The organism is Oscillospiraceae bacterium (genome assembly GCA_015068525.1).
Taxonomy (GTDB): Bacteria; Bacillota; Clostridia; order UMGS1840; family HGM11507; genus SIG450.
The window spans coordinates 141,460-167,422 of the sequence record SVKJ01000001.1 but is presented as its reverse complement, the minus strand read 5'-3'; the positions used below and the strand labels follow the sequence as shown (position 1 = coordinate 167,422).

Genomic DNA, 25,963 nt, shown 5'->3' with positions numbered 1-25,963 from the left:
TAATAATGAAACTATTCTTTTCATATCCTCACCCCCTTAATGAAGCAGGAAGTATGCAACCACAGCCGCTGCTGCGTAGCAAATACCTGCAACCTTCCAGAAAAACTTTTTCTTTTTGCCTTCATCATTTGGGCGGTATTGACACTAACATATGAATATGGTTTGGACATGCTTCTGCTTCTATTATTTCCACACCTTTATATTCACACAATTTTCTCAATATTTGTCCTATATCTGTTTTTATTTTCCCATATATCACTTGTCTTCGATATTTGGGTGCAAATACTATGTGATACTTGCAATTCCACTTAGTATGTGCTAAACTTTCTGTATCAAGTTTCATACTTGATTACCTCCTTTGATTTTGTACGGTTGGCGAACCTGCACTCATTCTATCATAGGAGGTTTCTTTTTTCTACTCATAGCTAAAAGCTTTTTTGAACCACGGGCATAGCCCGTGGTATTCGTTAACACAAAAAAATTCTCCCCTATGATATTTTATTATACCATAGGGGGCTTTTTTCTATCGTCCGTTTTTACCGGGTATATTCATTATCTCAGAGAATTTTAATATTTTTTATCTAAAATTTCTATTAAATCTTTAATTGCATATTTTTCACATTCTTTAACCGTAAAATCTGCAATTTTTTTAAGTTCATCTATCGCATTGCCTGTTGCGACTTTAATGTCAGCCTTAATTAAAAGTTCAATATCATTTTCATAATCGCCTATTCCGACAGTTGTATGTATGTTGCCAAGATATTTTTTTATATCTAAAAGTGCGTCTCCCTTTGTTCCGTTTATATTATTAAACTCAACGCCTACACTCCACGATTTTGAAATGCATGTGTTTTTAAAAAAATTATTTTGTTTGCAAATATCTCTGAAATCATTGGCATCTTCTTCGTCACTAAATCTTACTAATGTTTTAACAGGAATAGTATCCATCATATCCTGAGGAATACAGCCAGGTTCATACTCATAATACCCCTCATCTTCACACCCCGGAAATATCCCGATTGCCGTTACTTTATCACTGCAATTTTCTATATTTAATAAAAAATCACAAAAAGTATAATCAAGCCTTTTTTCAGTAACGATTTTTTCATTGTCGTAATCGTAAACCACGCTCCCGTTAAGAAGTCCTGCCGGTGCGTTTACAACCTCCGTAAGTCCTGTTTCTATAAGATGCGCCCTGTTTCTTCCGGTAACAAAAGTAAACTTACCTCCGTTATGTATAAAATATTTTACTGCTTCTTTATTTACTTTATAAGTTTCTTCATTACATCTGAATGTTCCGTCTATATCCGAACAGATTAATATTCCGTCAAATTTCCCCATATTTTCCCCTTCTACTTTTTAAATGATTTACTTAGCATATAAAGCCCGTATGATATAAGTGAAATGGGAACAATAAGTTTAACTAAAATATCAAAATTTATTATCCCCTGCTCCTTAAGAAGAAGGATTATACCGACTGTAAGAAAAGTAGCATTTCCCACCTTATCTTTTTCACAAAGAAGCCCTATAAGGCATGGAATTATAATAACCAGAGTCCACCAGCCGTTAAAGAACAAATTAACATTTATAAAACCAAGTACATCTAAAGCAATAAGTACACCTATTATTATAAAAACTATTCCCCACAAAAATCTTTTTGTATTCTTCATATAATCACTTCCTTATAAATATAATAATACTTTTAGTATAAAAAGTCAACCTGAACACAAGGTATTAAAAATTTTTTGTCGAAACTACAAATTAATGGAACTTTACTTTTAAAATATTAGTCTAATTAAGAAAAAATGTTAAATACTGGGAGGAACTTATATGACAAAAAAAATTATATCAATGTTACTTATCATTACAACTTTATTATCACTTTTTTCAGTTATCACGACAAGCAGTACTTACGAAAGTAATAATTTTACCTATATAAGTATTCCTTACGAAGTTGATTATACTAAAAATATTACAGTAAAAGCAAGATATAAAGATACAAAAGAACCTATCACTCTTTCTCATACATATAATGACCGCCTTTACGCTTACATACCTTATGAAAATAAAGAAAGAGAGATAGAGGCTTTTGAAACTTCCGAAATTTCTTTTTCAGATAATAAAAACAATGATTACAAATTTCATATGATAGAAGAATTATCAAGAACATCTTTAATAATCGGAAACGAAAACAAAGAGGCTCGCCCATATGATAATATAACAAGAGCAGAGGCTACAGCACTTGTAATGCGTATGCTTGGGATTAAAGAAGATTTTAGTCTTGACATTCCTTTTTCCGATGTAAAAAAAGATGATTGGTTTTACGGAGTTGTAGCATCTTCTTATAAAAATAAAATGGTTTTAGGGAAAAATGAAACTTCTTTTGCACCCTTAGACAATATTACAAGAGAAGAAATTATGGTTATACTTGACAGGGCGGTTAACTTTGCAAGTATGGGTTATCCATACGATGACAATATGAATGTTACCGATTTTAATCTTGTATCAGATTGGGCAAAAGGTGCATACCAAAGGCTGGGAAATTACGCATCAACTGATGTTGATAACACAGAACCTGAAAATCCGAAAAGAGTAATTAACCCAACAAGTTTTGCTACACGCTATGATGTGGCATACACAATATATAACATTGTTAATTTTTGTGTTATATTCCCATCTGAAGAGGCAGTGCAATTTGGATTTTCTGAAAAACTTCCTGTAATTGATGGTTCTACCTCTACATATCCTTTTACCGATGCGGTTTATCGTAAACTATTCTATAATGGAACACAACACCCACAAAAACCTCAGAAACATTCCAAGAGTCATCAGTCTTACGAAAGACTTATAAACGGCGAAATTGATATGATGTTTGCATCAGTTTATCCTGCAAGTGACATCTTAGAATATGCGAAAGAGAAAAATGTTGAACTTGAACTTATCCCTATAGCGTATGACGCAATGATTTTCTTTACAAATAAGGACAACACGATAGAGGGACTTACCAAAGAACAAATCAGCGAAATATATGTAAATAATAAATATTCGAACTGGAATGAACTTGGAGGACCCGACGCTTTACTTATTCCATACTGCAGAAATAATGATTCTGGAAGTCACGCGCAGATGGAAAAGCACTTTTTAGGCGGTAATGAAATTCACGAAAAAATAAGACAAGAAACAACATCGGAAACTATGTCAAACGTTCTTACAGATGTTATGGCAGCAAGGAAAGATAACCCTTTAAGTTATGGACTTGGTTATAGTATTTACTATTATTTTAATAATATGGATTTATTCTACAACACTAAAACTGAATTGAAACTACTTTCAATAGATGGAGTATATCCAACAGACGAAACAATTGCAAACGGAAGTTATCCATTATCAAATAATACATACATTGTAATAAGAAAAGATACTATTAAAGATGCACCTGCAAGGAAAATGGCAGAGTTTATGCTTACTAAAAAAGGTCAGGAATGTGTTGAAGAGGCAGGGTTTGGGAAACTTATGATAAACGAAAAAAGTTTTAATGATAAACTAACTGAAATTTATGACAAGGAAAATAAAAACTACGCGTTATCTCCCCTATCTATAAAATTAGCATTAGGTCTTTTATTAAACGGTGCAGAGGGAGAAACAAAAAACGAAATTCTGAGCGCACTTAATATATCAAGCATTCAGGAAATCAATAATTTATCAAAAGAAATTTCAGAGAAGTTTTCAAAAACTGATTTACTTACTTTAAAAGTTGCAAATTCAGTTTGGTTAAACGAAGATAAAACCACTCAGAATTTCAGTAAATCGTACACTGATAATATAAAAGAATATTACAATGCAGATGTTTTTAAAACTGACGATAAAAATGCTGTAAGCAAGGTGAATTCGTGGGTAAATGATAAAACAAACGGAAAAATTCCTGAACTTATAAATAATTCTGATTTTTGGGCAATGATTGTCAATGCTGTATACTTCAAAGGACTATGGCAGGATGATTTTTTTGAAGGTGCTACAAAAAAAGATGAATTTACAAACATTGACAACACAAAATCACAAATTGATTTTTTAAGAAAAACAGCCTGGATTACTTATGGTAAAACGGACAAAATAGAAGTTATCGAACTTCCGTTTATGGATAGAATCGCAAACTTTGACGATAATGGTAATTATACAGGTACTTCTGATTTTGATTTAGATATAAGTATGTTCTTTGCAATGGCAAATTCCCAGGTTGAAATTGAAAAAGAACTTAACACTCTTATTAACAATAATGGTTTATCAGGCCAATATACAGACTTATATTTACCTAAGTTTAAAATAGAATACGAAACAAAACTTAATGACACACTAAAAAATCTCGGTATGGATAAAGCATTTAAAGAAACGGCCGAATTTCATAATATGTTCGATAAAGGAAATATGTGGATAACCGATGTTATTCATAAAACATATCTAAACGTTGATGAAAAAGGTTGTGAGGCGGCGGCTGTAACCGGTATTGCAATGGCAGGAAGCGCACTCCCTCCCGAACCTGTTACTTTAAAATTTAATAAACCGTTCTATTTTCTTATAAGAGATAACTCAAACGGAGAAATATTATTTATGGGTAAATTTATATCGGGGAAATAATTTAATCAAAAAAGAGATTCTTCGCCTGAAGGCTCAGAATGACAGTCTATGTTGTCATCCTTAAGCACAGTGAAGAATCTCTTTTTGCCATTTGATATTCATTAATCGTTAGCCGTCGGAAAGTTATCCGAACTCGTTTTTAAATTGTAAATTTTTGATAAATAACCGTTAAAAGTTTTGAAAATATTGCACCGTCGGAGAGTTATGTTTCGGGAGGGCATGGAAACCCTCCCCTACAATATGATATATATATTCTTTTGTGATAACTTTTTTTCGTTTAATTTTATCATTAAAATAATCTACACTTAAAAAATCAGTTATTCCTGTTCCAAGATATTTAAAATACGCTTCTTTAAATGTCCAGATTTCAAGCAGACGAAGATTTTTTTCCTCTTCATCTTTCCCGCTTTGCACATATTCTTTTTCTTTTGGAGTACACACTTTTTTTATAATATTTAAATTTACTTTTCTTATTCGTTCAATATCTATGCCAACCTGACAATCCGATACTAAAACTCCTACAAGCCCTTTGGAATGAGAAACTGAGAAGAAACCGTCTTTATTTACTAAAAACGGTTTTCCTCTGTTATCATATTCTATTATACTGTCAATTCCAAAATGCTTTTTTACAAGCATTTCTCCCAAAACTGTAGATTTTTTATCGTTTAGATTTTTAAGTTTATCTACTCTTTTTTTTCTTGATTCTGACATTAAAGAATAATATAACTTGTAATCTTTATTTTCTAAATCTGCTATATCAGAGATATAACTATTCATTTATTATTACCTGTTTTATTACTATATCATTAAGTGGTTTATCGTTTTCATCAGTTTGCATGCTGCAGATTTCATCTAAAACATCATAACCGTCAATCAGTTTACCAAAAGCGGCATAATTACCATCAAGAGTTTTTGATTCTTTCTGGCAGATAAAAAACTGTTGTGTTCCTGAATTATTATCATCTGCTCTTGCTAAAGATAAAGTTCCTCTTTTGTGGGGAATAAGATTAAAGAATCCGTTCATAACAAATTCGCCTTCAATGTTAGTACTGCTTTCCCATTGCCCGTCTGTTCCAAGAGCTCCTGTCTGTGCCACAAAATCCTTTATAACACGATGGAAAACTTTTCCGTTATAAAATCCTTCTTTTGCCATAACTACAAATTTACCACAAGTTTTAGGAGCAATTTCAGGATAAAGTTTAAAATTCATTTCTTTTCCGTTTTCCAAAACAATTTTACCTGTAACCGAACCTAATGTATCATTAACAAGGCTTACGTATGTATCATACTCTTGTTTTAACAAAATTTGATATATATCACACGTTTCGGCAACGTCCTTATTATCTTCAATCTGACCTAATTCATATTTTATTTGGACAGTGTTTGTTTCGCCAATCCAGTTAACCTCTGCGCCTAAAAGTTCTGCTACTGCTCTTACAGGAACTAATGTTCTGCCGTTTACTGTAGTAGGAGGAACGTCCATTTTATATCCTTTTTCAATACCAATACCCTCTAAATAAAAAGCCATCTCGGTTTCAAGCCACATAATATATAAATTATTATTTCTGTATATTGTTATACCCTGAGTTTCTTCATTCCAGAAAACGTCACAATTTAATTTTTCACTTATTGCACGGATAGGAAGCATAGTTCTGTCGCCAATATAGTTACCATTCTCATCATAAACTTCCATACTTTGTGCAGGTACATCAGATATAAGTTTTTCTCCGTTTATTATAACGGTTATTTCCTCTTTTGCCATTGTAATAAATGTAAGATTTGTTAATATAAATATACTTATTAAAAATACTGATAACAGTTTTTTCATTTTATTTTTCTCCTTTTTAATTATTGGTGTCTAAAGAACAATCATAATCAAACAATGATAACAAACCTTCTTCTTTCATATCTTCATCCATTTCAATATGAAATATGTAGTCATACATTCCTTCATACTTTTTTATTGAAACATCGTTTATCATTATATCATAGTCTGCCAGTATGCGTTCAACTTTATTTTGAAAATCGGATTCAGAAACTTTATACAAAGATAAATTTTTTTCTTTAGTATGATTGGTAATTTTATTCCTATGGTGAAATAATAACTGTACTATAAGTATAATAGCTGTTGCACTTATACCGATTACGTACATCCCTGAACCTATTGCCATACCTATTCCCGATACTGCCCATATTCCCGATGCAGTTGTTAACCCGATAAGTGTTCCTCTCTGAAAGTAAATCATACCAGCACCAAGAAAACCTACGCCTGTTACTATTCCCTGTGCCATTCTTGACGGGTCAAACTTAAAATCGCCTGAGAACTGCAAATCAAAAAATCCATATTTGGATATTATCATCATAAGGCATGAAGCACAGGCAACTATACAGTGAGTTCTTATCCCGGCTTCTTTTGCTCTGCTTTTTCTTTCTAAACCTATTATAATTCCGCATATACCTGCAACAATAATTCTAAGTATACAAACCAGACGGTAATCAAACCCAAAATCCATATTAATCCTCCTCATTATATATAAGATAAGATGATTCAAAACAAAAAATTGGTGCCATAGACCCAAATCTTGCTCTTTTTGAAAGGCCCTCTTTTCTTATTTCGGGCATTGCAAAAAGTTTATCTTTAAAACCACTTGTGTCAAAATATACTTTATCACTTCCCAAAATATCTTCTTTTATTTTTAAAACTTCATGAAATGATATTGTGCACAGTATAATCTCAATATCCTTATTGTCATTTATAAATTTTTTCACATCGTCCATTGGTACGGGATTTGGATGCAAAAGATATGATGACCTTTCATCTTCAAAACGAATATTTATAAAAAGCGGAAGGTCATACTCTTTTAAATAAGGTATAATTTCCTTAACTAAGTCATCGTTTATACTGTATGAGTGAAAACACGGTGCAAGTCTTACGCCCTTAATTTTAAGACTTTTTATACCTCTTTTAAGAGTGTTTATACAAGTATCCAAAGTTGGATTTAACGTCATAACCTGTTTATATCCGCTTCCTTTTATTTTACTATAGAGTTCATATTCCGATTCATAAGGATCATTATAAAAAACAGATTCTATTTTTGATATGTAGCCATAATCAATATCATTTTCCCTGTGCATTCTTAAAATGTCAGAAAACTTATTTTTTCTAAGTTTGTGAAATGGCCAGTTTCCTATATAACAATTATAATCTATCATATTATCCCTCACAGTCTGTAATTTCTGTCAAGAACTTTTAATGCATTTTTATAAAAAATCAGTTCGCGTTCATATTCTGTTGTGTTTGAATGCAGAACTTTTCCTACATTATTTAAGAACGGTCCGCCCGGCATATCAGTTCCGAACAGTATCCTGTCCGCTCCAATATTATCCAAAGTATAATCAAGATAAGGTGCATGGAACATAGAGCAGGATAAATCTACCCATACATTTTTTAGTTTTCTTATCATAGGAATACCATTATAACAATTTCCGCCAAGATGTGCCATTATTATCTTAAGTGCAGGAAATCTTTGTGCAAGGGCTGCAACATTTTTCCCAACCGATTCCTTCTCGTACTGATTTCTGCTTTTATGGAATGCATGAATTAGCATCGGCACACCATAGTCAATAGTAACTTTTGCAACTTTATCCATACAAGGTGCATCGCATTTTTCGGAAATCCATATTTTTACGCCGGAAAAACCTTGTTCCTCTATTCCTCTTTTTACAACATCGACTGCATTATCATGTTCAGGGCTTACGTATAAAAATCCTCCGATTTTTTCAGGATGCCTTTTCATAACATTATACGCTAACATATTTCCCTCTGTAACCTGTTCTTTGGTAGGATAAATGGCCATCAAATTGGAAATATATACTTTTTTAATGTCATACTTTTCTATTGCCTTTAATAGCAATCTCTCATTTCTTGCCGGGTCCCCTCCTGCCGAACATCCATGAGCATGAATATCAATTATCATCCACTTTTTTCCCCCTCTCAGATATTTTATAAAATATAATTATCCCTGTTATACATAATATGCTTGTAACAGTAAACATTACTATAGCTTTCAAATAATTTCCTGTTCCCAAAAAATTACCGCTAAGTGTCGAAGTTATAAGAGATGGTATTCTTCCGAAAAAACTGATAAGTATCCATAAAGAAAGTTTCATATCGGTAATTCCGACAAAATATGAAAGCAAATCTTTAGGTGTTCCGGGAATCATAAAAATAAGAAAATAAAGTATTGTTTTTTTCCTTGATGTTTTTAAAAATGAAAGAGAATCTATTTTTTCCTGAGAATAAAACAATCTTACAAATTTTATTCCAAATGTTCTCACAAGTAAAAAAACAATTATTCCTCCAAGTACAGTTCCGATAAGTGAAAGAATAGTTCCTTCTATAGCACCGAAAGCATACCCCGCCGCCACTTCAAAAGGTTCGCCAGGTATAATCGCTATTATAACCTGCATAACAATTACACCTATAAATATAATTTGCGCTAAAAATCCTTTTTGTTCTACAAACCCTCTTAAAATTTCAGGCTCTTTTAAATATTCCGAAAGTCTGGTTTCCCATAAATAAAATATCAAAGCGGCAATTATAACAATCATACACATTGTAAAAAATGCCAATATCTTCTTCTTTTTAACTTCCATATTACTCCTGTATAATATATTTTTTATCAGTTTATAAACATTGAACCGTCCAGTTTAAATTCTCCGTCTTCAACTATAACATAGTATTCATAATTCATATTTCTCTTACTTCCTACACCGTTTGGAAATCCTATCTGCGCTGCAAGTTCCTTTGTCGCACATTCAAGCATTTCAACCGTAAGTACCAGTTTAATAGTATAACCGTCTTCAGTTTTAATTATTTGGCTTACCTTACAGTCATCAAGCCTTGTTGAAAGTTTATAATTTGTGTATAAATCTTTTGTATATTTAGCGTTATCTCTGTCCTTATTTATTTCTTCAAGACATCCTTTGGAAAGATACTTATAATCTTCATCTCCTGAAAATTCGTAATAAACCCTGTCATTTTGCGCTTTGGAAACAAGATATGCAAAATGTTTGAGTTTATCTTCCTCGTTAAGTGAATTATATATTTTCTCTTCGCATTTTTCAAAAGGAATCATAAATCCTTCTTTTTCAATCTTTTTAACATCATAAACCATATAGGATTTATCTATGTACTTTAACTTTAAGTTATAGATTGCATTTGTCGTGCTGTTAACCCCGTCAAACCCTAAAACTTTTGCAACATTTTCATTATTACATTCAACAAGTCTTACCCTTGCAACACAGTTTACATAAGCATCGCCTTTTATATTGACAATGTTTTTATAATCTACGTTAACAAGTTCTGTTGAAAGTTCATACCTTTCATAAGTTCCCTTAACAGATAAAATTTCTTCCTCAAGCTGTTTGCCATTTGTTTCAAGATAGTCTTCGGTAAACATAATGGTTTCCTGCTCTATTGTTTTATTATCAGAATATGATCTGTTAAGTGTAACCGAAAGATATTTATTCGTAAAATCTTTTGCGTCTTTTATAATCATATCTTCTTCACATTCTTTTAATTTACCAAACGAAATCTTTGAATACTTAAATTCATTTTCGATAGTGTCAACATTATCAAGCGATATTGAATTTGAACAACCTGTTAATGTAAGACATAAACTTAAAATTAATAATAATACTTTTCTCATAATATCTCCTGTTATAGTTTTATTGAAGTTTCAAGAACAAGTTTTATCATATTTTCAAAACCTGTTTCTCTTTCTTTTGCCGTTAATCCTTCACCTGTTAGTATATTATCCGATACTGTTGTTACGCAAAGTGCTTTTTTGCCTGCACGTGCCGCATTCATATATAATCCTGCCGCTTCCATATCAACTGCTAAAACATCCATTTTATTCCACACTAAATCGTCATTTTTATCTTCAGTGTAAAATGTGTCAGAAGTAAGAATATTACCAACCGTTACATCTATTCCCAAATCTTTTGCAGTATTATATGTGTTATATAAAAGCGAAAAGTCGCAGATTGAAGAAAATGTTCCCGGCATTTTAAAGTGATTTGCATAAGCCGAATTAGTCGAAGCACCCATTGCAAGTAAAATTTTTCTTAAAGGCAGTTTTTCTGATATGCTCCCCGAACTTCCTGCACGTATAATATTTTCTACTCCATAATGATTATACAGTTCGTATGAATATATTCCTATTGAAGGTACACCCATACCGCTTCCCATAACCGTTATTTTTTCTCCTTTATATAACCCGGTATATGCAAGCATATTTCTTATATCATTGACCATAACTGTATCAGTAAGAAAATTATCTGCAATATATTTTGCTCTTAAAGGGTCACCCGGCATTATAACCGTCTTTGCTATTTGTTCTTTCCCTGCTTTATTGTGAGGTGTGCTCATTTTATCTCTCCTTATTATATATTTCCTCTAATTCTTCAAGCCCTGATTTATAGGCCTCCTGAGTCCACTCGTTAAAGTTTTTATCATCTGTTTTCAGAATATAGTTGCGGGCAAATTCATAGGCTTTGTTATTAAGTATAGTTATTATCTCTTTTGCCTTTTGCCTGTCTTCATTTTTTAATTTCAATTTCGGATATTCTTCTACAAATCCGTCTTTTTCATTTATTAAATTTAAAACAGCCTGTTCTTTTTTTGAGTAATGAAGATACGGGCTCCTCTTATCTACCGACCTTGTAAGACCGTCTATAAACAATCCGTATTTTTCCTCAAGTTCTTTTCCTACAATATAATCATTTTCACTAAAGTCATTATATACTACTGAACCCATTTTATATTCATACGTTTTATTTAAAACACCAAGTGTTGAAAGTTCTATCCCCGAAGGACTTGACAGATAATCTAATAGTTTTAGCGATAACAAACTGTTTTTATTATTAGTAACTGACGGTCCCATACCTATAATATCACTCTTTTTTATCTTGAATATGTCACCGGGCGGAGATGCAAAAGATAAATCAAAGTCAGGATTATTTGATTTTCCTTTTTCATTTAAAATCTCCATGTTAGATAAGTCACCATAAGTTACAAAAGAATTCTTCTCTGTAATCTTCCAGTCCCATAATATTTGATTGGAACTTAAAAAAGATTTATGAAAAAGTGATTCATCGTAGAGTTTTTTAATAAACTGAAGCATTTCAAAAAAACGCGCATCACATCCTGAATATATCCATTTTTCTTTGTCGAAATCATAAAACATTCCGGGAAAATCTATACCGAATGAAAGGGACCATTCATCTAAAATATTTATTCCGCTTTCTGATATATATGGTGTAGAATCAGGGTATAATGTTTTTAAGGTTTTTAATGTGGCATAAAATTCGTCTTTTCCCTGCCACATTTTAAGACCATGTTTGTCAAATATGTCTTTCCTATATAAAAATCCTTTTGTTACTTCTTTCTGATAATCAAACTTCGGATAAAAGTATAAATTATTATCATTTGCGGTATAATCATCCATAACCGAAGAATATGTGTCATTTTCGATAAAAATTCTTCTGAAATTAGGAAGTTCGGCAAGATATTTATTTACTGAAACAAATATTCCTTTTTCTCCAAGACTGTTAATCTCACTCGTATCAAGAGTGGTTTTTATAATATCAGGAAGGGTATTTGTACTAAGTAATAACTGCGTATATCTCGAAGCATCTGATATGCTAACGTTTGTTATATTTATATTAAGCCCTGTTCTTTTGGACAGTTCTTTTACAACAAGTGAATCGGAAAGTTCTTCCTTATCGGAAATTAACATTATTTTAATTTCGGTATTGTTAACATCAAAAGGAAGTGTAAGCCCACCTGTATTGCCATAATCTTCAATTGATTTATTAAAAAGTATGCTTTCATAACTGTTTGACGCGCAAGATGTGAAAATTAAAACAGTAATAATTAAACTTATAAATGTTTTAAAAACTTTCACATCCATTCACCGCCTTTTATAAAATCATTTTATCCTTATATTATAATAAAATATTGCGGTATTGTCAAACTTATAGTATAATATTTTTGAAAATATATAATATTATAGTGTTTTTCTACATTAAGGAGGGAAAAAATATGATATATAACGCAAAAGACTCAAGATATGATAATATGAAATATAGTTATTCAGGAAAAAGCGGTCTTAAATTACCGTCAGTTTCTTTAGGGCTTTGGCACAATTTTAATAAAACTGATGATTTTTCCAATATGAGAGATATGCTTACAACTGCATTTGACCTTGGGATTACTCATTTTGACCTTGCAAATAATTACGGAAGACCTTATGCAGGGTCAGCAGAAGAAAATTTTGGCAAATTCTTAAAAAATGAATTTTCATCTTACCGTGATGAAATGGTTATTTCTACAAAAGCGGGATATTATATGTGGCCCGGTCCTTATGGAGATTTCGGCAGCAGAAAATATCTTATTTCAAGTTTGGACCAGAGTTTAAAAAGAATGGGACTTTCCTATGTTGATATTTTTTATCATCACAGAATGGACCCTGATACACCTTTGGAAGAAACTATGGGAGCATTAAAAGACATTGTAAAAAGCGGAAAAGCACTTTATGTCGGCATTTCCAATTATGATGCTAAAACAACTAAAAGAGCAAAAGAAATTTTAAACAGTATGGGTATTCATCCGATTATCCATCAGATGCGTTATTCCCTTCTTGACCGTCATGTTGAGGAGGAAGGCATTTTAGATACTACTCATAATGAAGGGCTTGGCTCAATAGTATTTTCTCCTCTTGCTCAGGGCATACTGTCCGATAAATATTTAAAAGGTATTCCTGATAACTCACGTGCAGCAAAACCTGAAACTTTCTTAACTGAAGACAGACTTACAAAAGAACTTTTGGAAAAAGTATCAAAACTTAATGAAATTGCAAAAGAAAGAAACCAGACTCTTTCGCAAATGGCTATATCCTGGCTTTTAGGTGTTGGAAATGTAACAAGTGTTTTAATCGGTGCAAGTTCAAGTAAACAAATAAAAGAAAATGTGAATTCTCTTAACAATATCAATTTCTCTAAAGAAGAAATTGAAAAAATAGATAAAATTTTAGGATAATTTATAAAAACGGGAGGGCATAGAAACCCTCCCCTACTGCTATATAACATCTTAAACTTTACCGTTTTTTAAATCCTGAAATATTTAAGTATTTCGCAAAAATTATCCTGACAGGAAAGAACTGTATCTCGCAGATATCCTTTTTCTTCTCCCCATTCCTTTAATCCCCTGTAATAAAAAAGTTTATGCTTTTCATCAATGATAAAAGGTGTAATGTTATGTTTAAGACATTCCTTAAACATAATCAGCCTTCCTATACGACTATTACCATCCTGGAATGGATGTATTCGTTCAAACTTAACATGAAAGTCAATAATATCATCTACACTAACACTTTTATCATTTATCCCTATTGTGTTGGTTTCAAAAATATATCTTGTTTGATCATGGGTAAGGCCGTTTCCTTCAATATGGTTTGAATTATATGTCAAATCAATTTGTATGCGATGATATATACCACCTGAAAGTTTACTGTCCTTTTGTTCTTTTAATATATTATCGGAAAATTATCAATGATTTTATTTTCATAAAATTTAATTTTATTTTTCCTGTAAAGGAATTAAATTATAAAAATTTATTTTAAAAAGGATGTTTAAAAGATTTTAAATATTAGGAATTATGGAAAAGATTAAACGCTTGTTCTTTGAAAGACAAAGAAACAGCTTTAAAAATTCTATCAGTATATTTAGAATCACTGAAATGATAAAAATACAAAAAACCCGAATATATAAGCTGATTTTACTTATATATTCGGGATTTTTCATAATCTTATATTATTAGTATTTATATTAAGCCATTTGCCTGTTTGATGTTATTTATTAACTTTTCGCTGCAATAATAAAGACTTCCCCATTCATTCAACGTACCTGACCAATAAAAATTCATATCATCTGATAACTGATAATAGAAATTCCCGTTTATGCTTGGTTTGGCATTTTTAAGAATAACCTCCCAATCTCCTACCCAATGCCCTTCTCCTGTCATCCAATTAACAGCATAATGCTGATTAGTTAACTGAATACCTCTTGAATCACGATAAGGTATGAAAGAGGCAAAATGAGATTCTATTACGTTATAATCTATTACGGTATAATTCATCCCATAACCTGCAATCGATGTTGCACCTAAATCAGGAGCGATACCCTGACCTTCACCTATAACACCATGCGGTCCTTTTTTTATAGTTATCTCGGTACCATCTGCTTTTATAAATATATCGCCCTCTCTTGCCAACCTTCTTAAAGAGAGTTCATCTTCTCTTATAATTATAGGATAATCAGGATTTTCAGCAATCTGGTATGTATCCGCATACAATTCTTTTTCAGGTGTTCTTTTATCAGACTCAATCATTCTGTAAAGAACTGTGGAAGCCTCAGCACGTGTTAAAGTGGCTTTTGGCGAAAATGTACCTTTAGTATCCGTACCACAAAGCAAACCACTTGCATAAGCATGAACTACATATTGTTTTAAATGTTCCGAAACGGTTTCATAATCAGGAATTATCGAGCTGGCAACTGCCATATCAAGTGGATTAAATGATTGTGGTTCCAGTTTTTTTAATGCTCTCATCACAACAAACGACATTTTTTCTCTTGACAGACCACTTTCCATAGAATCATAAGTCATTTCCTTGTTATTAAAAATTCCTTTTTCTATGCAGGCATTATAGTATTTATCCCACCATACCAAACTGTTCTTTGCAAAGTTGTTTATTTCATCATCTTTATAAAGCATTCGGGCAACAACCGTTATAAACTCTGCTTTTGACATTGTGTCATTCGGGGAAAAAGTGCCTATTCCGTTTGTGATATTGCCTTTACCTGCAAACAAACCTTTTTGCACCATAGCCTGAACCTGCATATAATACCAGTCAGATTCTTTGACATCGCAAAAACTATTTACAAGCGGTGTTCCCGTTACCACTTTTGAATTTTGAGGTGTATCAGCAGTTGAATGTTCTACCTGCCCGTTTGGTCCCATTACTATTATTCCATTAGGCTGCGGCATGGGTGCAGTGCCACCCTGACTCTCAGTTTCTATCCCAAAGTTATTTTCGCGATTAAACTCTTCTACAAGGTCTTTCCCGCCTGTTAAACCATAAAACTGCCTTGATAACATTATTGCAATTTCTGCTGATTGTACGTTTGACAAACCCTCAATAGCACTTTCAGCACTGTTAAGCACAAGGGCAATATCCGACAAATCTTTGTCTGATAAATTTATATCCATTGTGGCTTGTTCTAAACTGTAAATCTGACTTGTTAATTCAGTAATATTAGCATCTGTTACCTGACCGTTTGCCTTCATATCGTTAATAACCGTAACCGTATTATTTATATTTGAAATGGTCTGCTCTAAAGACAAACTACCAGTTTGTGTTATCTTTGAATTATCAGGTAAGTCAAATTGAACACTGACATCTGCTGCATAAACGTAAACTATGGTACCAATAAATATACTGACTGCAATTATAGTATTTAAAAACCTTTTCATTTTCTAAAATACCCTCACAATTATAACAAATAAATATTATTCTTCTTACATTCTTCTACCATTTCTTCTGACCATACTGACGAATGGACTTCTCCGATATGCGCTTTTTCAAGCATTACCATACAAAGTCTTGACTGACCAATCCCTCCGCCGATAGTAAGAGGATAAGTATTATTTAAAATATTTTTGTGATAATCAAAGTTGCTTCTTTCTTCACAGTTTCTTAATTTCAACTGTGTTTTTAAAGATTCAGAGTCAACACGGATACCCATTGAAGAAATTTCAAGTGCTGAGTCTAAAACGTCATTATATACCATTAAATCGCCATTTAAAGACCAGTCGTCATAGTCAGGCGCTCTGCCGTCATGCTGTGTTCCGTCTGACAAAAGCCCACCAATCTGCATTATAAAAACAGTTCGGTGTTCTTTAACAAAAGCGTTTTCTCTTTCTTTCGGAGAAAGGTCAGGATACATATCGAGAAGTTCCTCCGATGTAACAAATTTTACATCATTTGAAATATCCGTTTTTATAACAGGATACTCTGCTTTAACGATATTTAAAGTGTAGCAAAGTGCATCAACAATTTTCCTTACGGTATCTTTAAGGAAATCGACATTCCTGTCCTCTTTTGTTATTACTTTTTCCCAGTCCCACTGGTCAACAAAAACCGAATGGATATTATCCATATCGTCATCGCGCCTTAAGGCATTCATATCGGTATAGATACCTTCTCCCACTTCATAACCGAAACGGAATAATGCTCTTCTTTTCCATTTAGCAAGTGACTGAACAACCTCAATCTGACCGTCCATTTCCTTTAAATCAAAAGTTACTTTTCTTTCAATTCCGTTTAGGTCGTCATTGATACCACTGTCACTCCTTACTATAATAGGAGCAGTAACACGATCTAAATTAAGGACTTTTGCAAGTTTAACCTGAAAAGTATCTTTTATAAGTTTTATAGCTCTTTGAGTTTCTTTAACCGAAAGTTTTGATTTGTAATTTTTCGGAAAAATTACCTGTGACATATATATCTCCTATCTGATGTTACCTGTTGTACGAGGATACAAAATAACATCTCTTATATTACTGATACCTGTAACGTACATTATCATTCTTTCAAATCCAAGACCGAATCCGCTGTGAGGAACTGAACCGAATTTTCTTAAATCAAGATAATCTTTATAATCATCCATATTCATATTTCTTACTTTCATTGCCTCAATCAGTTTGTCATAGTCTGCTTCTCTTTCGCTGCAGCCGATAATTTCGCCAACACCCGGAACAAGAAGGTCGGTTGCGGCAACAGTTTTTCCATCTGCGTTTTGCTTCATATAGAAAGATTTAATTTCTTTAGGATAGTTTGTAATAAACACAGGTTTATTATAAACTTCTTCCGTTATATATCTTTCATGTTCAGTCTGAAGGTCGCAACCCCAATATACAGGATACTGGAATTCTTTGCCTGATTTTTCTAAAATTTCTATTGCTTCTTTATAATCTAAAACTTCAAAACTGTTATTTACAAGATTATTTAATTTATCTTTTAGTCCTTTTTCAAAGTGCGCTTCAAAGAAATCAATTTCTTCAGGGCATTTTTTCATAATTTCAGAAACGATATATTTAATCATATCTTCTGCGATTTCTATAATATCAGAAAGTTCTGCAAAGGCAACTTCAGGTTCAACATGCCAGAATTCTGCAACATGCCTTGGAGTGTTACTGTTTTCCGCTCTGAAACTTGGGCCGAATGTATAAATTTTACCATAAGCCATTGCGGCAACTTCGCCCTCTAACTGACCTGAAACACTAAGTCCTGCTTTCTTTCCAAAAAAGTCTTCCTTATAGTATTCTTCTTCCGATTTGTAATTATGATTAAAAGGATGAGTTGTAACCTGGAACACTTCTCCCGCTCCTTCGCAGTCACTGCCTGTTAAGATAGGAGTGTGAACATAGATATAGTTTCTATCCTGAAAATAGTCATGGATAATCTTTGCCATAACCGAACGGATTCTGAATACTGCATTAAATGTATTGGCACGTACTCTTATGTGAGGCATTGTTCTTAAAAATTCAAGAGTATGCCTTTTTTTCTGCAAAGGATAATCTACTGGGCAATCTCCTAAGATTTCTATTTCCTTAACGTTTATTTCATAAGCGTCCTGACGTGCTTCAACAACAGTACCTGTTACTTTTAGCGATGCACCTAAATGAAATGCTCTTTCGTCAACAGTTATCGCACCTTTATCAATTACAAGTTGAAGATGTTTTAAAGTAGTTCCGTCATTAAGTTCGATAAAAGCCATATTTTTAGAATCTCTTGCAGTTCTTACCCAACCGCACACTGTTACCTCTTTATTAAGATATTCCTTAGTTGATACAATTTCTTTAATATCTGTATGCTTCATTTATAATTCTCCCTTCGGATTTAAATATTTTTAAATTAAAAAAGGTATATCACATCCGTCCGTTATAGGACGGGCATAATATACCCGCGGTACCACCTATATTGCCGAAAAACCGACCTCTTAATTTCCCTTTTACGATAAGGGTACGGCGCACCTACTCGTCAGCACTTTCAGATTGCGGCTCGAAAGTGTTATTCATATAAGTTTAACTACCTGATTTCCACCGTCACAGGCTCTCTGTAAGCAAGTTCTTATACTACTTCTCTTTGTCATTGCCTTTAAAACTATTATACTCTTTTTTTACTATTTGTCAATATCTATATCTTTAATAACATCATATATACCTTGTGCCATTGATAAAAAGCCTAAATCGGTAGGATGACAAGTATCGACTGTTCCGTCATATTGACATAACTTAGTCAGTTGTTTATTATCAATAAAATATACATTTTTATCACCTGAGGCTATCGCGTTATTATATGTAGTTTTAATAATTTCGTAACGTTCTTGTTCCATTTCGCTTAAAATATACTTTGGTCTTGGCATAATTATTATCGGAAGCTTAGGATTATATTTTCTTATTTCTTTAAACATTTTTTCATGTGTTAATTTCAAATGCTCCAAAGTTGGTGCATTATGGTCATAGTCCATAACAAACATTGACATTTCAAGGCTTTTAATATAATCTACAATCTCATCTTCCCCTTTTGCACTTCCTGAAAATCCAAGATTAATATAGTCATAATTTAACATTCTTGATAAAATTGCCTGATAACTCATTCCGGGTCTTGATGCACATCCGCCCTGAGTTATGGAAGAACCGTAAAATACTACAGGTTTTTTATTTTTATAGGGAGCAGGACTTTTTATAATCGAACCATCTTTTAAACCTATATAGATTTCCTTAACTTCTGAGTACAAAGGTAGATTTATTGTTATTTCTCTTTCTTTTTCGCCTCCCAATTCTCTGATACTTTCATATCCGTCAGTAATATCTATCGGAGGTACAAACGAGCCACAAAAAATATTATCTGCATACACATCAAGACCGATTGACCCTGTAAATGCAAAATGGGGCATTTTCCCTACCTCTCCCATTTTAACAGACACAGCAACATACGGACTGTTTGTAACAAACCTTATTCTTCCTCCTGCAGTATTAGCATAAAGAGCATAGACACCTTCACTTACTGTTTTTGCAATATGCTCAGGCATTCGTCTTAACTTTTCACCTTCTCTTACAACACCATAAAGTTCAAACGGCTTTTCTTCAGGATTAAAAAACTTGATATCGTCTTTTTCAATTTTAGTTTTTACAATGAAATTTTTATCTACTTTTGAAACATCTTTCAATGCTATTCCTCCTTACCATACTATAAAAGCAGCAATTACAAAGGTTACAATGCTTATAACCATACAAACATAATAAAGTGCTTTGATACTCCATGACAAAGTAACAACAGATTTAGCATCAAGACTTGCCATTATTTCATCATAAGACACCTTATTATTCCCATCGCAAAATGAATCCATTTGTTTATGAAATTCATTCTCTAAAGTTGTATTTAAAATGTCCTTTTGCCACGCTTTATAGGATGCTCTTAACTTTTTGTATTCAGTATCTTTCTTTCGTTTTGAAAAACCATAATACTTAAAAATATTATCTTCGTTTGAAAAAACTCCATAAACATACTTATCTTCTTTTTCTCTTAAAATATCAACCGAATAGTCATGTTCAATCTGTGCTATTACACATTGGCTTTGCTTAACATCAAAACGGTTTCTTAAATCTATCAAGTGAAAAAGCAATGATACAACAAACATAAATATTGACACAAACATACTTGCAAACGGATATTTTTCAAGCATACTTCCATAAAGAGCGAGTCCTGCCGCAAAAACTGCAATAAAGTAATTTATCATAGTTGTTCTTTGCTCTGCATGATAGTAAAAGTAAGAACAAGCCTGATCGTAAAAGTCCTTATCTGTCAAATCCCTTGTTTCCATATTATTTTTGTTATCCATAAAATACCCCTTATCCATAAAATACCCCTTAATAAAATAGTTTATATCCTATCAGGAAAATTATTGCGCCTAACAGACCAAGCATCAATGCAGGTAAAAACAATCCGTAATTTAAAAAGAATAAAACCGCACCCACAACATAACCTAAGCCTGTCCACGCCCAAGTTCCACATGTTGTAAAAACTTCACCTAAACTTTTGCAGGATTGATATTTTATAAAACCAAATATTCCTCCTGTGGCAACTCCCCACCATAAATAATCAGAATGCCAGAGAATCTGAATACTTTGGCCTAATATCCCTCCGTTGTTTCCTATTTTACTGACTAACCATCCTAAAAACAAGATAATAACACCAAGTCCCAAAAGAACAAGGCGCCCATCTGCCGAACCTTTGGAACCACGATAATTTCCATTATCGTCATAATCGTCAGGATTTACATAAGTCACTTTTCTCTTAGTTCCTCTGTATTGCGAATTATTATTGTACGACTGATTATATGTATCAGAATAATTATTGTTATAATTATTATAACTGTTATCATAATTATCCTCGTAACCATTGTCATATTCTTCGGTATAATCATTTTGTCCGTTATTTCCACCCAGCCAATCATCTATATCCATACTGCCTGAATCAATAAAGGCGCATATATCATCATAAGTAAGAAAAGAGTATTTTCCCCTTTGGTTATTAGCCCCTTTTCCCCATTTAACATTTCCACGATTTAAACCGTATTCCTCTCTTATAATTCTGCTTATTTCAGACTGTTCTTCTCCATAACGGTCAGCAATATCCTGCTGAGAAAATCCCTCTACAAGATAGTCATAAAGTATATCAGCATGAAAATTATTTGCCATTTTATTTCCCCCTTTTTATAATACAATTAATTAATGATGATGGTGGTGGTGATGGTGATGATGACACTCGCTGTTATGATGCTCATAATGGCAATCTTCGTAGTGACATTCTTCATTCTCATCTTCAAGTTCCAATGTAACATGGATTATATGAAACTCTTTTAACTTTTCTCTTATTAATTTTTTAACTAAAGAAGATTCGCCCCTTGTTACGATATGCATAGTAGCGTAATTATTAAATCCATCTATACTCCATATATGAATATGATGCACATCTATAACATCTTCTATATTTAAAAGAAGTTCTTTAACACCGCTAATACTTACATTGTCAGGAATTTTTTCCAAAAACATACTTTCTGTTTTTTTCAAATTAGCAAATGCACCTTTAAATATAAAAAGTGCAACGCATATTGACATAACAGGATCTATATAGGATATATCGGTAAAATTCATAATTATCGCACCTATAAGAACAACAATCCATCCAAGCACATCTTCTAACATATGAAGATTAACAGCCTTTTGATTTAAAGAATCCCCGTCTTTTGTAAAATAGGCTGCGATAAAATTGACAATTGCTCCGATAACTGCAAAAACTATCATACCCTTATAATCAATTTTTACAGGATTTAAAATTCTTATTACAGCATTATATATAACTATAGCCGACCCAACCATTAATACTATTGTTGTTATAAGGCTTCCCATTACAGAATATCTGATATATCCGTAAGTATATGTTTCGTCAGGTTGCTTTTTGCTTTTTCGTTCCAAAAAATAAGAAACGCCAATGCTTAAAGCATCTCCCATATCGTGAACAGCATCTGAAATTATGGCCACACTTCCCGTAACAAAACCACCGATAATTTCAAAAACCGAAAATGCAAGATTTAAAATAAAGGCAATCAATATATTTCTTTGAGTCATATCTTTATAAAACCATTCCTTTCTTAGCAATATCATAATATATTTTATCACTTTCAAAGAAAAAAAGCAATTTTAAGTTTACAAAAATTCTTTTTTTTTATATAATTGATATAAAGAGGTACTTACTATGAACATATATAATATAACAATGGAAAAATTGCAGGATTATTTCAAATCAATTGGTGAAAATCCTGCCAAAGCAAAAATAATTTTTAATGCTGTATACAAAGATAAAATTTCTTCTTTTTTCGAAATTGAAAATTTATCTGTAGCAGTAAAAGAAAAATTAAATAATGACTTCCAATTTTCAAAGTTGGAATTTGTCACAAGAGAAGAAAGTGATACTACTATAAAGTTCTTATTTCGTCTTTTTGACGGGCATACTATTGAAACTGTACTTATGAAACACGATTACGGAAACGGAGTATGTATTTCTACACAAGTAGGCTGTAATATGAACTGTATATTCTGCGAAAGCGGAAAAATAAAGAAAATAAGAAACCTTGAACCTTATGAAATGGTAACTCAACTTTTATATATTACAGAAACATTGAAAATGCCTGTATCCCATATAGTTTTAATGGGTATAGGCGAACCGTTTGATAATTACTGTAACACTATGGATTTTATAGATATTCTTACTTGTCAGGCAGGCCTTGAAATTGCACCAAGGCATATTACTATTTCTACATGCGGAATTGCACCTAAAATTATAGAATATTCCAAAAGAAAAATTGTTAATAATCTTGCCATAAGTCTTCATGCACCGAACGATGAGTTAAGAAATAAGCTTATGCCGATAAACAAAGCATATCAGTTATCCGAACTTATTAAGGCTTCCAAATCATATTCCGATTTGGGAAACAAAAAAATAACATTTGCGTATATAATGATAAAAGATGTAAACGATTCAGAAATTTATGCAAAGGAACTTGTTGCACTTTTAGGCGATTTAAACTGTTATGTAAATCTTATTCCTTATAACAAAACACGTTCAACCAACTTTGAAGCAAGCAGTAAGGAAAAAATTTCGGCTTTTTTTGATATTTTAAAAAAGAATGGTATGAATGTTACTATAAGGCGCGAGTTTGGAGGAGATTTAAACGCTGCATGCGGTCAGCTGGCATCAAATCACGATTCAAATATTTAAGTTTATATTTACATTTTATAAAAAAATGATATAATTTAATGAGGTAAAATATATATGGTTAATTTAGGTAATGACTGGGATAATTATTTAAAAAAGGAATTTGAAAGCGAATATTATCTTAAAATAAGAGAATTTTTAAAACAGGAATATTTTAAAAAAACAATTTATCCTGATATGTATGATATATTTAATGCACTGAAATTCACCTCATACAGCGATTGCAAAATTGTTATTTTAGGTCAGGATCCTTACCATGGAGAAGGACAGGCTCACGGGCTTTCTTTTTCGGTTAAACCTGGTATCAAAACTCCTCCTTCACTTGTTAATATATATAAAGAACTTTCAAGCGACATTGAAGGTTTTTACATACCAAACAACGGATACCTTACCAAGTGGGCAAAGCAAGGCGTTTTACTCTTAAACGCTTCCCTTACTGTTGTTGCAGGGAATGCCAACTCACATTCCAAAATCGGATGGCAGATTTTTACCGATAATATTATAAAAATATTAAACGAAAGAGAAAAGCCGTTGGTTTTTATGCTTTGGGGAAACAATGCTATAAGAAAAGAACAGTTAATTACTAATAAACATCATCTTATTTTAAAAGCAGCGCATCCGAGTCCTTTGTCTGCTCACAATGGATTTTTCGGTTGCAGGCATTTCTCAAAGGCAAATGAATTTTTAGAAAAAAACGGTGTTAAGCCTGTTGACTGGCAGATTGAAAATATTTGAGGTAATTTTTTATGTATAATAATTTTGCGAAAGGTTATTTCAGTATAATGAAAGATACCCTTCAGAATGATTTTTTTTGCTACTATAAAAAAATATTTGAAAAATTTAATATAAACCCTGAACTTATTTTGGATTTAGGTTGCGGTACAGGAGATATAACATATCTTTTTGCAAAAGAAAATTATGATATGATAGGCATTGATATTTCTTACGATATGTTAAATATTGCAAAAGAAAATAACAGCCACAAAAACATTTTATATTTAAATCAGGATATGAGGGAATTTGAATTATACGGAACAGTAGATGTTATTTACTCATCACTTGACTGTATAAATTATATTACTGACAAACGGGATTTGAAAAAAATATTTAAACTTTGCAACAACTATCTTAATCCTGACGGACTTTTTATATTTGATATAAATACCGAATATAAGTATAAAAATGTTCTGGATAATAAAACATATATTTACGATAATGAAGAAGCCTACCTTATATGGCAAAGCGAGTATGATAAAAAAAGAAAAATGTGCACTTTCTTTTTAGATATGTTCTACAAAGAAAAAGATTCATATATAAGAAGTTATGAAGAACAGGAACAAAGGGCGTATGAAGTTGATGAATTAATCAAAACAGCAGAACTTTCCGGCTTTAGAGTTCTTGCAATTTATGATAACTTATCCTTTAAAAAATACAATAAAAAAAGTGAAAAAGTGTTTTTCGTTTTAAGAAAGGAAAATGTAAATGAAAGATAAAATACTTAAAATACTTTCTAAGAATAAAGAAATAAGAGTATTCTTAGCAAAAACAACTGATATGGTAGAATGTGCAAAAGTTCTTCATAATACATCTAAAACTGCTACTGCTGCACTTGGCAGAGTTCTTACTGCAAATGCACTTATGGCAGCAGATTTAAAAAGCGATGACAATACTGTTTCAATCCAGATAAGAAGTGAGGGACCAATCGGCAACATTATTACTTATGCAAACGGTAAATGTGAAGTAAAAGGATATGTTGCAAATCCTAAGATTGAATTACCGATTCGTGCAGACGGTAAAATTGATGTTGGCGGAGCTGTAACAGTAAACGGATCTTTAACTGTTGTAAAAGATGTAGGAGGAAAAGAACCGTATTCAGGAACCATTGAACTTATAAGTGGTGAAATTGCTCAGGATTTAACCTATTATTTTGCAAAAAGCGAGCAAATCCCTACTGCTATTGCACTCGGTGTTTTAGTCGATAAAGACAACCAGTTAGTATTATCGTCCGGCGGGCTTATGATTCAACTTCTTCCCGATGCAAGTGAGGAAACAATTACAAAACTTGAAAATATTCTTAATAATAATTTCTCTATTTCAAAACTTTTATGTGAAGAAAATTATGTAGAAAAAACTCTTGAAATAATTTTCCCTGATAAAGATTATGAAATTTTGGAAGAAATCTACCCTACACTTCGCTGCGACTGTTCAAAAGAAAGATTTTTAAGAGGAATAATATCTTTAGGGAAAGAAGAACTTAAAAAACTTGTAAATGAAGAAGACACAATTACTGCCAATTGCCATTTTTGCAATACATCTTATGAATTCAAAAGCGATGAATTAAAACAGTTTATATAAATTAAAATCAC

25 protein-coding genes and 1 pseudogene are annotated in these 25,963 nt (G+C 32.2%); 6 read left to right on the top strand and 20 right to left on the bottom strand.

All coding sequences use genetic code 11. The annotated features are described in order from the left end of the window. Positions 1-127 precede the first annotated feature (127 nt). From tnpA to E7419_00675, 3 genes and pseudogenes are all read right to left on the bottom strand, one after another. A pseudogene (gene tnpA / locus E7419_00685) lies at positions 128-343 on the bottom strand (IS200/IS605 family transposase). Between the two features lie 224 nt (positions 344-567). Continuing rightward, positions 568-1,341: a hypothetical protein gene (locus E7419_00680; protein ID MBE7013705.1), complete on the bottom strand. Its 774-nt coding sequence runs from the start codon at positions 1,339-1,341 to the stop codon at positions 568-570. A gap of 11 nt (positions 1,342-1,352) precedes the next feature. Next, complete coding sequence (locus tag E7419_00675) at positions 1,353-1,670, bottom strand: hypothetical protein (protein ID MBE7013704.1); 318 nt, start codon at positions 1,668-1,670, stop codon at positions 1,353-1,355. A gap of 160 nt (positions 1,671-1,830) precedes the next feature. Between E7419_00675 and E7419_00670 the strand changes: the two genes are divergently transcribed. Then, positions 1,831-4,632 (top strand): hypothetical protein, encoded by a 2,802-nt coding sequence (locus E7419_00670; GenBank protein MBE7013703.1) that lies wholly within the window; start codon positions 1,831-1,833, stop codon positions 4,630-4,632. A gap of 168 nt (positions 4,633-4,800) precedes the next feature. Here E7419_00670 and E7419_00665 read toward each other — a convergent pair whose 3' ends face one another. From E7419_00665 to E7419_00625, 9 genes are read right to left on the bottom strand one after another with little or no spacing between them, the layout of a single operon-like run. Further along, the gene (locus tag E7419_00665) at positions 4,801-5,409 is read right to left on the bottom strand and encodes a 4'-phosphopantetheinyl transferase superfamily protein (protein ID MBE7013702.1); all 609 of its coding nucleotides are present in this window, start codon (positions 5,407-5,409) and stop codon (positions 4,801-4,803) included. Next, positions 5,402-6,460, bottom strand: a complete 1,059-nt coding sequence (locus tag E7419_00660) for a hypothetical protein (GenBank protein ID MBE7013701.1) — start codon at positions 6,458-6,460, stop codon at positions 5,402-5,404. Before E7419_00660 ends, E7419_00665 begins: the two co-directional genes overlap by 8 nt. A 16-nt stretch (positions 6,461-6,476) precedes the next feature. Beyond that, entirely contained in the window at positions 6,477-7,145 is a 669-nt protein-coding gene (locus E7419_00655; protein ID MBE7013700.1) for an MgtC/SapB family protein, read from the bottom strand. A gap of 1 nt (position 7,146) precedes the next feature. After that, a complete protein-coding gene (locus E7419_00650) occupies positions 7,147-7,845 on the bottom strand; it encodes a hypothetical protein (GenBank protein ID MBE7013699.1) in 699 nt (232 codons plus the stop codon). 8 nt (positions 7,846-7,853) lie between these two features. Continuing rightward, complete coding sequence (locus E7419_00645; GenBank protein MBE7013698.1) at positions 7,854-8,609, bottom strand: amidohydrolase; 756 nt, start codon at positions 8,607-8,609, stop codon at positions 7,854-7,856. Next, positions 8,599-9,288 (bottom strand): TVP38/TMEM64 family protein, encoded by a 690-nt coding sequence (locus E7419_00640; protein ID MBE7013697.1) that lies wholly within the window; start codon positions 9,286-9,288, stop codon positions 8,599-8,601. The genes E7419_00645 and E7419_00640 overlap by 11 nt, the downstream gene beginning before the upstream one ends. 26 nt (positions 9,289-9,314) lie before the next feature. Next, on the bottom strand, positions 9,315-10,343 hold the full coding sequence (locus E7419_00635; protein ID MBE7013696.1) for a hypothetical protein: 1,029 nt from the start codon (positions 10,341-10,343) through the stop codon (positions 9,315-9,317). Positions 10,344-10,354: 11 nt separating this feature from the next. Beyond that, positions 10,355-11,065, bottom strand: coding sequence for a purine-nucleoside phosphorylase (deoD, locus tag E7419_00630; protein MBE7013695.1), 711 nt, complete (start codon positions 11,063-11,065; stop codon positions 10,355-10,357). Between the two features lies 1 nt (position 11,066). Beyond that, entirely contained in the window at positions 11,067-12,608 is a 1,542-nt protein-coding gene (locus tag E7419_00625; protein MBE7013694.1) for an extracellular solute-binding protein, read from the bottom strand. A 131-nt stretch (positions 12,609-12,739) separates the two neighbouring features. Between E7419_00625 and mgrA the strand changes: the two genes are divergently transcribed. Beyond that, positions 12,740-13,735, top strand: a complete 996-nt coding sequence (gene mgrA / locus E7419_00620) for an L-glyceraldehyde 3-phosphate reductase (GenBank protein MBE7013693.1) — start codon at positions 12,740-12,742, stop codon at positions 13,733-13,735. 68 nt (positions 13,736-13,803) lie between these two features. On the opposite strand, the gene E7419_00615 is transcribed toward mgrA, so the two are convergent. The 8 genes from E7419_00615 to E7419_00580 all read right to left on the bottom strand — a co-directional run bounded on the left by E7419_00615 (position 13,804) and on the right by E7419_00580 (position 22,450). Further along, positions 13,804-14,229 (bottom strand): hypothetical protein, encoded by a 426-nt coding sequence (locus E7419_00615; protein ID MBE7013692.1) that lies wholly within the window; start codon positions 14,227-14,229, stop codon positions 13,804-13,806. A gap of 289 nt (positions 14,230-14,518) precedes the next feature. Further along, on the bottom strand, positions 14,519-16,228 hold the full coding sequence (locus tag E7419_00610) for an S-layer homology domain-containing protein (GenBank protein MBE7013691.1): 1,710 nt from the start codon (positions 16,226-16,228) through the stop codon (positions 14,519-14,521). A gap of 20 nt (positions 16,229-16,248) precedes the next feature. Further along, positions 16,249-17,256: an aspartate--ammonia ligase gene (locus E7419_00605; GenBank protein MBE7013690.1), complete on the bottom strand. Its 1,008-nt coding sequence runs from the start codon at positions 17,254-17,256 to the stop codon at positions 16,249-16,251. A 9-nt stretch (positions 17,257-17,265) separates the two neighbouring features. Beyond that, positions 17,266-18,636, bottom strand: coding sequence for an asparagine--tRNA ligase (gene asnS, locus E7419_00600; protein MBE7013689.1), 1,371 nt, complete (start codon positions 18,634-18,636; stop codon positions 17,266-17,268). Between the two features lie 303 nt (positions 18,637-18,939). Further along, positions 18,940-19,989, bottom strand: a complete 1,050-nt coding sequence (locus E7419_00595) for a hypothetical protein (protein ID MBE7013688.1) — start codon at positions 19,987-19,989, stop codon at positions 18,940-18,942. Positions 19,990-20,001: 12 nt separating this feature from the next. After that, positions 20,002-20,679, bottom strand: coding sequence for a hypothetical protein (locus E7419_00590; protein ID MBE7013687.1), 678 nt, complete (start codon positions 20,677-20,679; stop codon positions 20,002-20,004). A 10-nt stretch (positions 20,680-20,689) separates the two neighbouring features. Continuing rightward, positions 20,690-21,520, bottom strand: coding sequence for a hypothetical protein (locus E7419_00585; protein ID MBE7013686.1), 831 nt, complete (start codon positions 21,518-21,520; stop codon positions 20,690-20,692). Between the two features lie 30 nt (positions 21,521-21,550). Continuing rightward, the gene (locus E7419_00580; protein MBE7013685.1) at positions 21,551-22,450 is read right to left on the bottom strand and encodes a cation transporter; all 900 of its coding nucleotides are present in this window, start codon (positions 22,448-22,450) and stop codon (positions 21,551-21,553) included. A 127-nt stretch (positions 22,451-22,577) separates the two neighbouring features. Between E7419_00580 and rlmN the strand changes: the two genes are divergently transcribed. Genes rlmN through E7419_00560 form a run of 4 tightly spaced genes read left to right on the top strand, consistent with a single transcriptional unit; the run spans position 22,578 to position 25,952 of the window. Further along, entirely contained in the window at positions 22,578-23,600 is a 1,023-nt protein-coding gene (gene rlmN, locus E7419_00575; GenBank protein ID MBE7013684.1) for a 23S rRNA (adenine(2503)-C(2))-methyltransferase RlmN, read from the top strand. Positions 23,601-23,654: 54 nt separating this feature from the next. Continuing rightward, positions 23,655-24,332, top strand: coding sequence for a uracil-DNA glycosylase (locus E7419_00570; GenBank protein ID MBE7013683.1), 678 nt, complete (start codon positions 23,655-23,657; stop codon positions 24,330-24,332). 11 nt (positions 24,333-24,343) lie between these two features. Continuing rightward, positions 24,344-25,090 carry a methyltransferase domain-containing protein gene (locus E7419_00565; GenBank protein ID MBE7013682.1) on the top strand — a complete coding sequence of 249 codons (747 nt, stop codon included), beginning with the start codon at positions 24,344-24,346 and terminating at the stop codon, positions 25,088-25,090. Continuing rightward, entirely contained in the window at positions 25,080-25,952 is an 873-nt protein-coding gene (locus E7419_00560; GenBank protein MBE7013681.1) for an Hsp33 family molecular chaperone HslO, read from the top strand. The genes E7419_00565 and E7419_00560 overlap by 11 nt, the downstream gene beginning before the upstream one ends. The last annotated feature ends 11 nt before the right edge of the window (positions 25,953-25,963 follow it).

Excerpts from the sequence above, each read along its gene's own strand:
- E7419_00680 (MBE7013705.1), bottom strand. The coding sequence starts at position 1,341 with ATGGGGAAATTTGACGGAATATTAATCTGTTCGGATATAGACGGAACA.
- E7419_00675 (MBE7013704.1), bottom strand. The coding sequence starts at position 1,670 with ATGAAGAATACAAAAAGATTTTTGTGGGGAATAGTTTTTATAATAATA.
- E7419_00670 (MBE7013703.1), top strand. The coding sequence starts at position 1,831 with ATGACAAAAAAAATTATATCAATGTTACTTATCATTACAACTTTATTA.
- E7419_00665 (MBE7013702.1), bottom strand. The coding sequence starts at position 5,409 with ATGAATAGTTATATCTCTGATATAGCAGATTTAGAAAATAAAGATTAC.
- E7419_00660 (MBE7013701.1), bottom strand. The coding sequence starts at position 6,460 with ATGAAAAAACTGTTATCAGTATTTTTAATAAGTATATTTATATTAACA.
- E7419_00655 (MBE7013700.1), bottom strand. The coding sequence starts at position 7,145 with ATGGATTTTGGGTTTGATTACCGTCTGGTTTGTATACTTAGAATTATT.
- E7419_00650 (MBE7013699.1), bottom strand. The coding sequence starts at position 7,845 with ATGATAGATTATAATTGTTATATAGGAAACTGGCCATTTCACAAACTT.
- E7419_00645 (MBE7013698.1), bottom strand. The coding sequence starts at position 8,609 with ATGATAATTGATATTCATGCTCATGGATGTTCGGCAGGAGGGGACCCG.
- E7419_00640 (MBE7013697.1), bottom strand. The coding sequence starts at position 9,288 with ATGGAAGTTAAAAAGAAGAAGATATTGGCATTTTTTACAATGTGTATG.
- E7419_00635 (MBE7013696.1), bottom strand. The coding sequence starts at position 10,343 with ATGAGAAAAGTATTATTATTAATTTTAAGTTTATGTCTTACATTAACA.
- deoD (MBE7013695.1), bottom strand. The coding sequence starts at position 11,065 with ATGAGCACACCTCACAATAAAGCAGGGAAAGAACAAATAGCAAAGACG.
- E7419_00625 (MBE7013694.1), bottom strand. The coding sequence starts at position 12,608 with ATGGATGTGAAAGTTTTTAAAACATTTATAAGTTTAATTATTACTGTT.
- mgrA (MBE7013693.1), top strand. The coding sequence starts at position 12,740 with ATGATATATAACGCAAAAGACTCAAGATATGATAATATGAAATATAGT.
- E7419_00610 (MBE7013691.1), bottom strand. The coding sequence starts at position 16,228 with ATGAAAAGGTTTTTAAATACTATAATTGCAGTCAGTATATTTATTGGT.
- E7419_00605 (MBE7013690.1), bottom strand. The coding sequence starts at position 17,256 with ATGTCACAGGTAATTTTTCCGAAAAATTACAAATCAAAACTTTCGGTT.
- asnS (MBE7013689.1), bottom strand. The coding sequence starts at position 18,636 with ATGAAGCATACAGATATTAAAGAAATTGTATCAACTAAGGAATATCTT.
- E7419_00590 (MBE7013687.1), bottom strand. The coding sequence starts at position 20,679 with ATGGATAAGGGGTATTTTATGGATAACAAAAATAATATGGAAACAAGG.
- E7419_00585 (MBE7013686.1), bottom strand. The coding sequence starts at position 21,520 with ATGGCAAATAATTTTCATGCTGATATACTTTATGACTATCTTGTAGAG.
- E7419_00580 (MBE7013685.1), bottom strand. The coding sequence starts at position 22,450 with ATGACTCAAAGAAATATATTGATTGCCTTTATTTTAAATCTTGCATTT.
- rlmN (MBE7013684.1), top strand. The coding sequence starts at position 22,578 with ATGAACATATATAATATAACAATGGAAAAATTGCAGGATTATTTCAAA.
- E7419_00570 (MBE7013683.1), top strand. The coding sequence starts at position 23,655 with ATGGTTAATTTAGGTAATGACTGGGATAATTATTTAAAAAAGGAATTT.
- E7419_00565 (MBE7013682.1), top strand. The coding sequence starts at position 24,344 with ATGTATAATAATTTTGCGAAAGGTTATTTCAGTATAATGAAAGATACC.
- E7419_00560 (MBE7013681.1), top strand. The coding sequence starts at position 25,080 with ATGAAAGATAAAATACTTAAAATACTTTCTAAGAATAAAGAAATAAGA.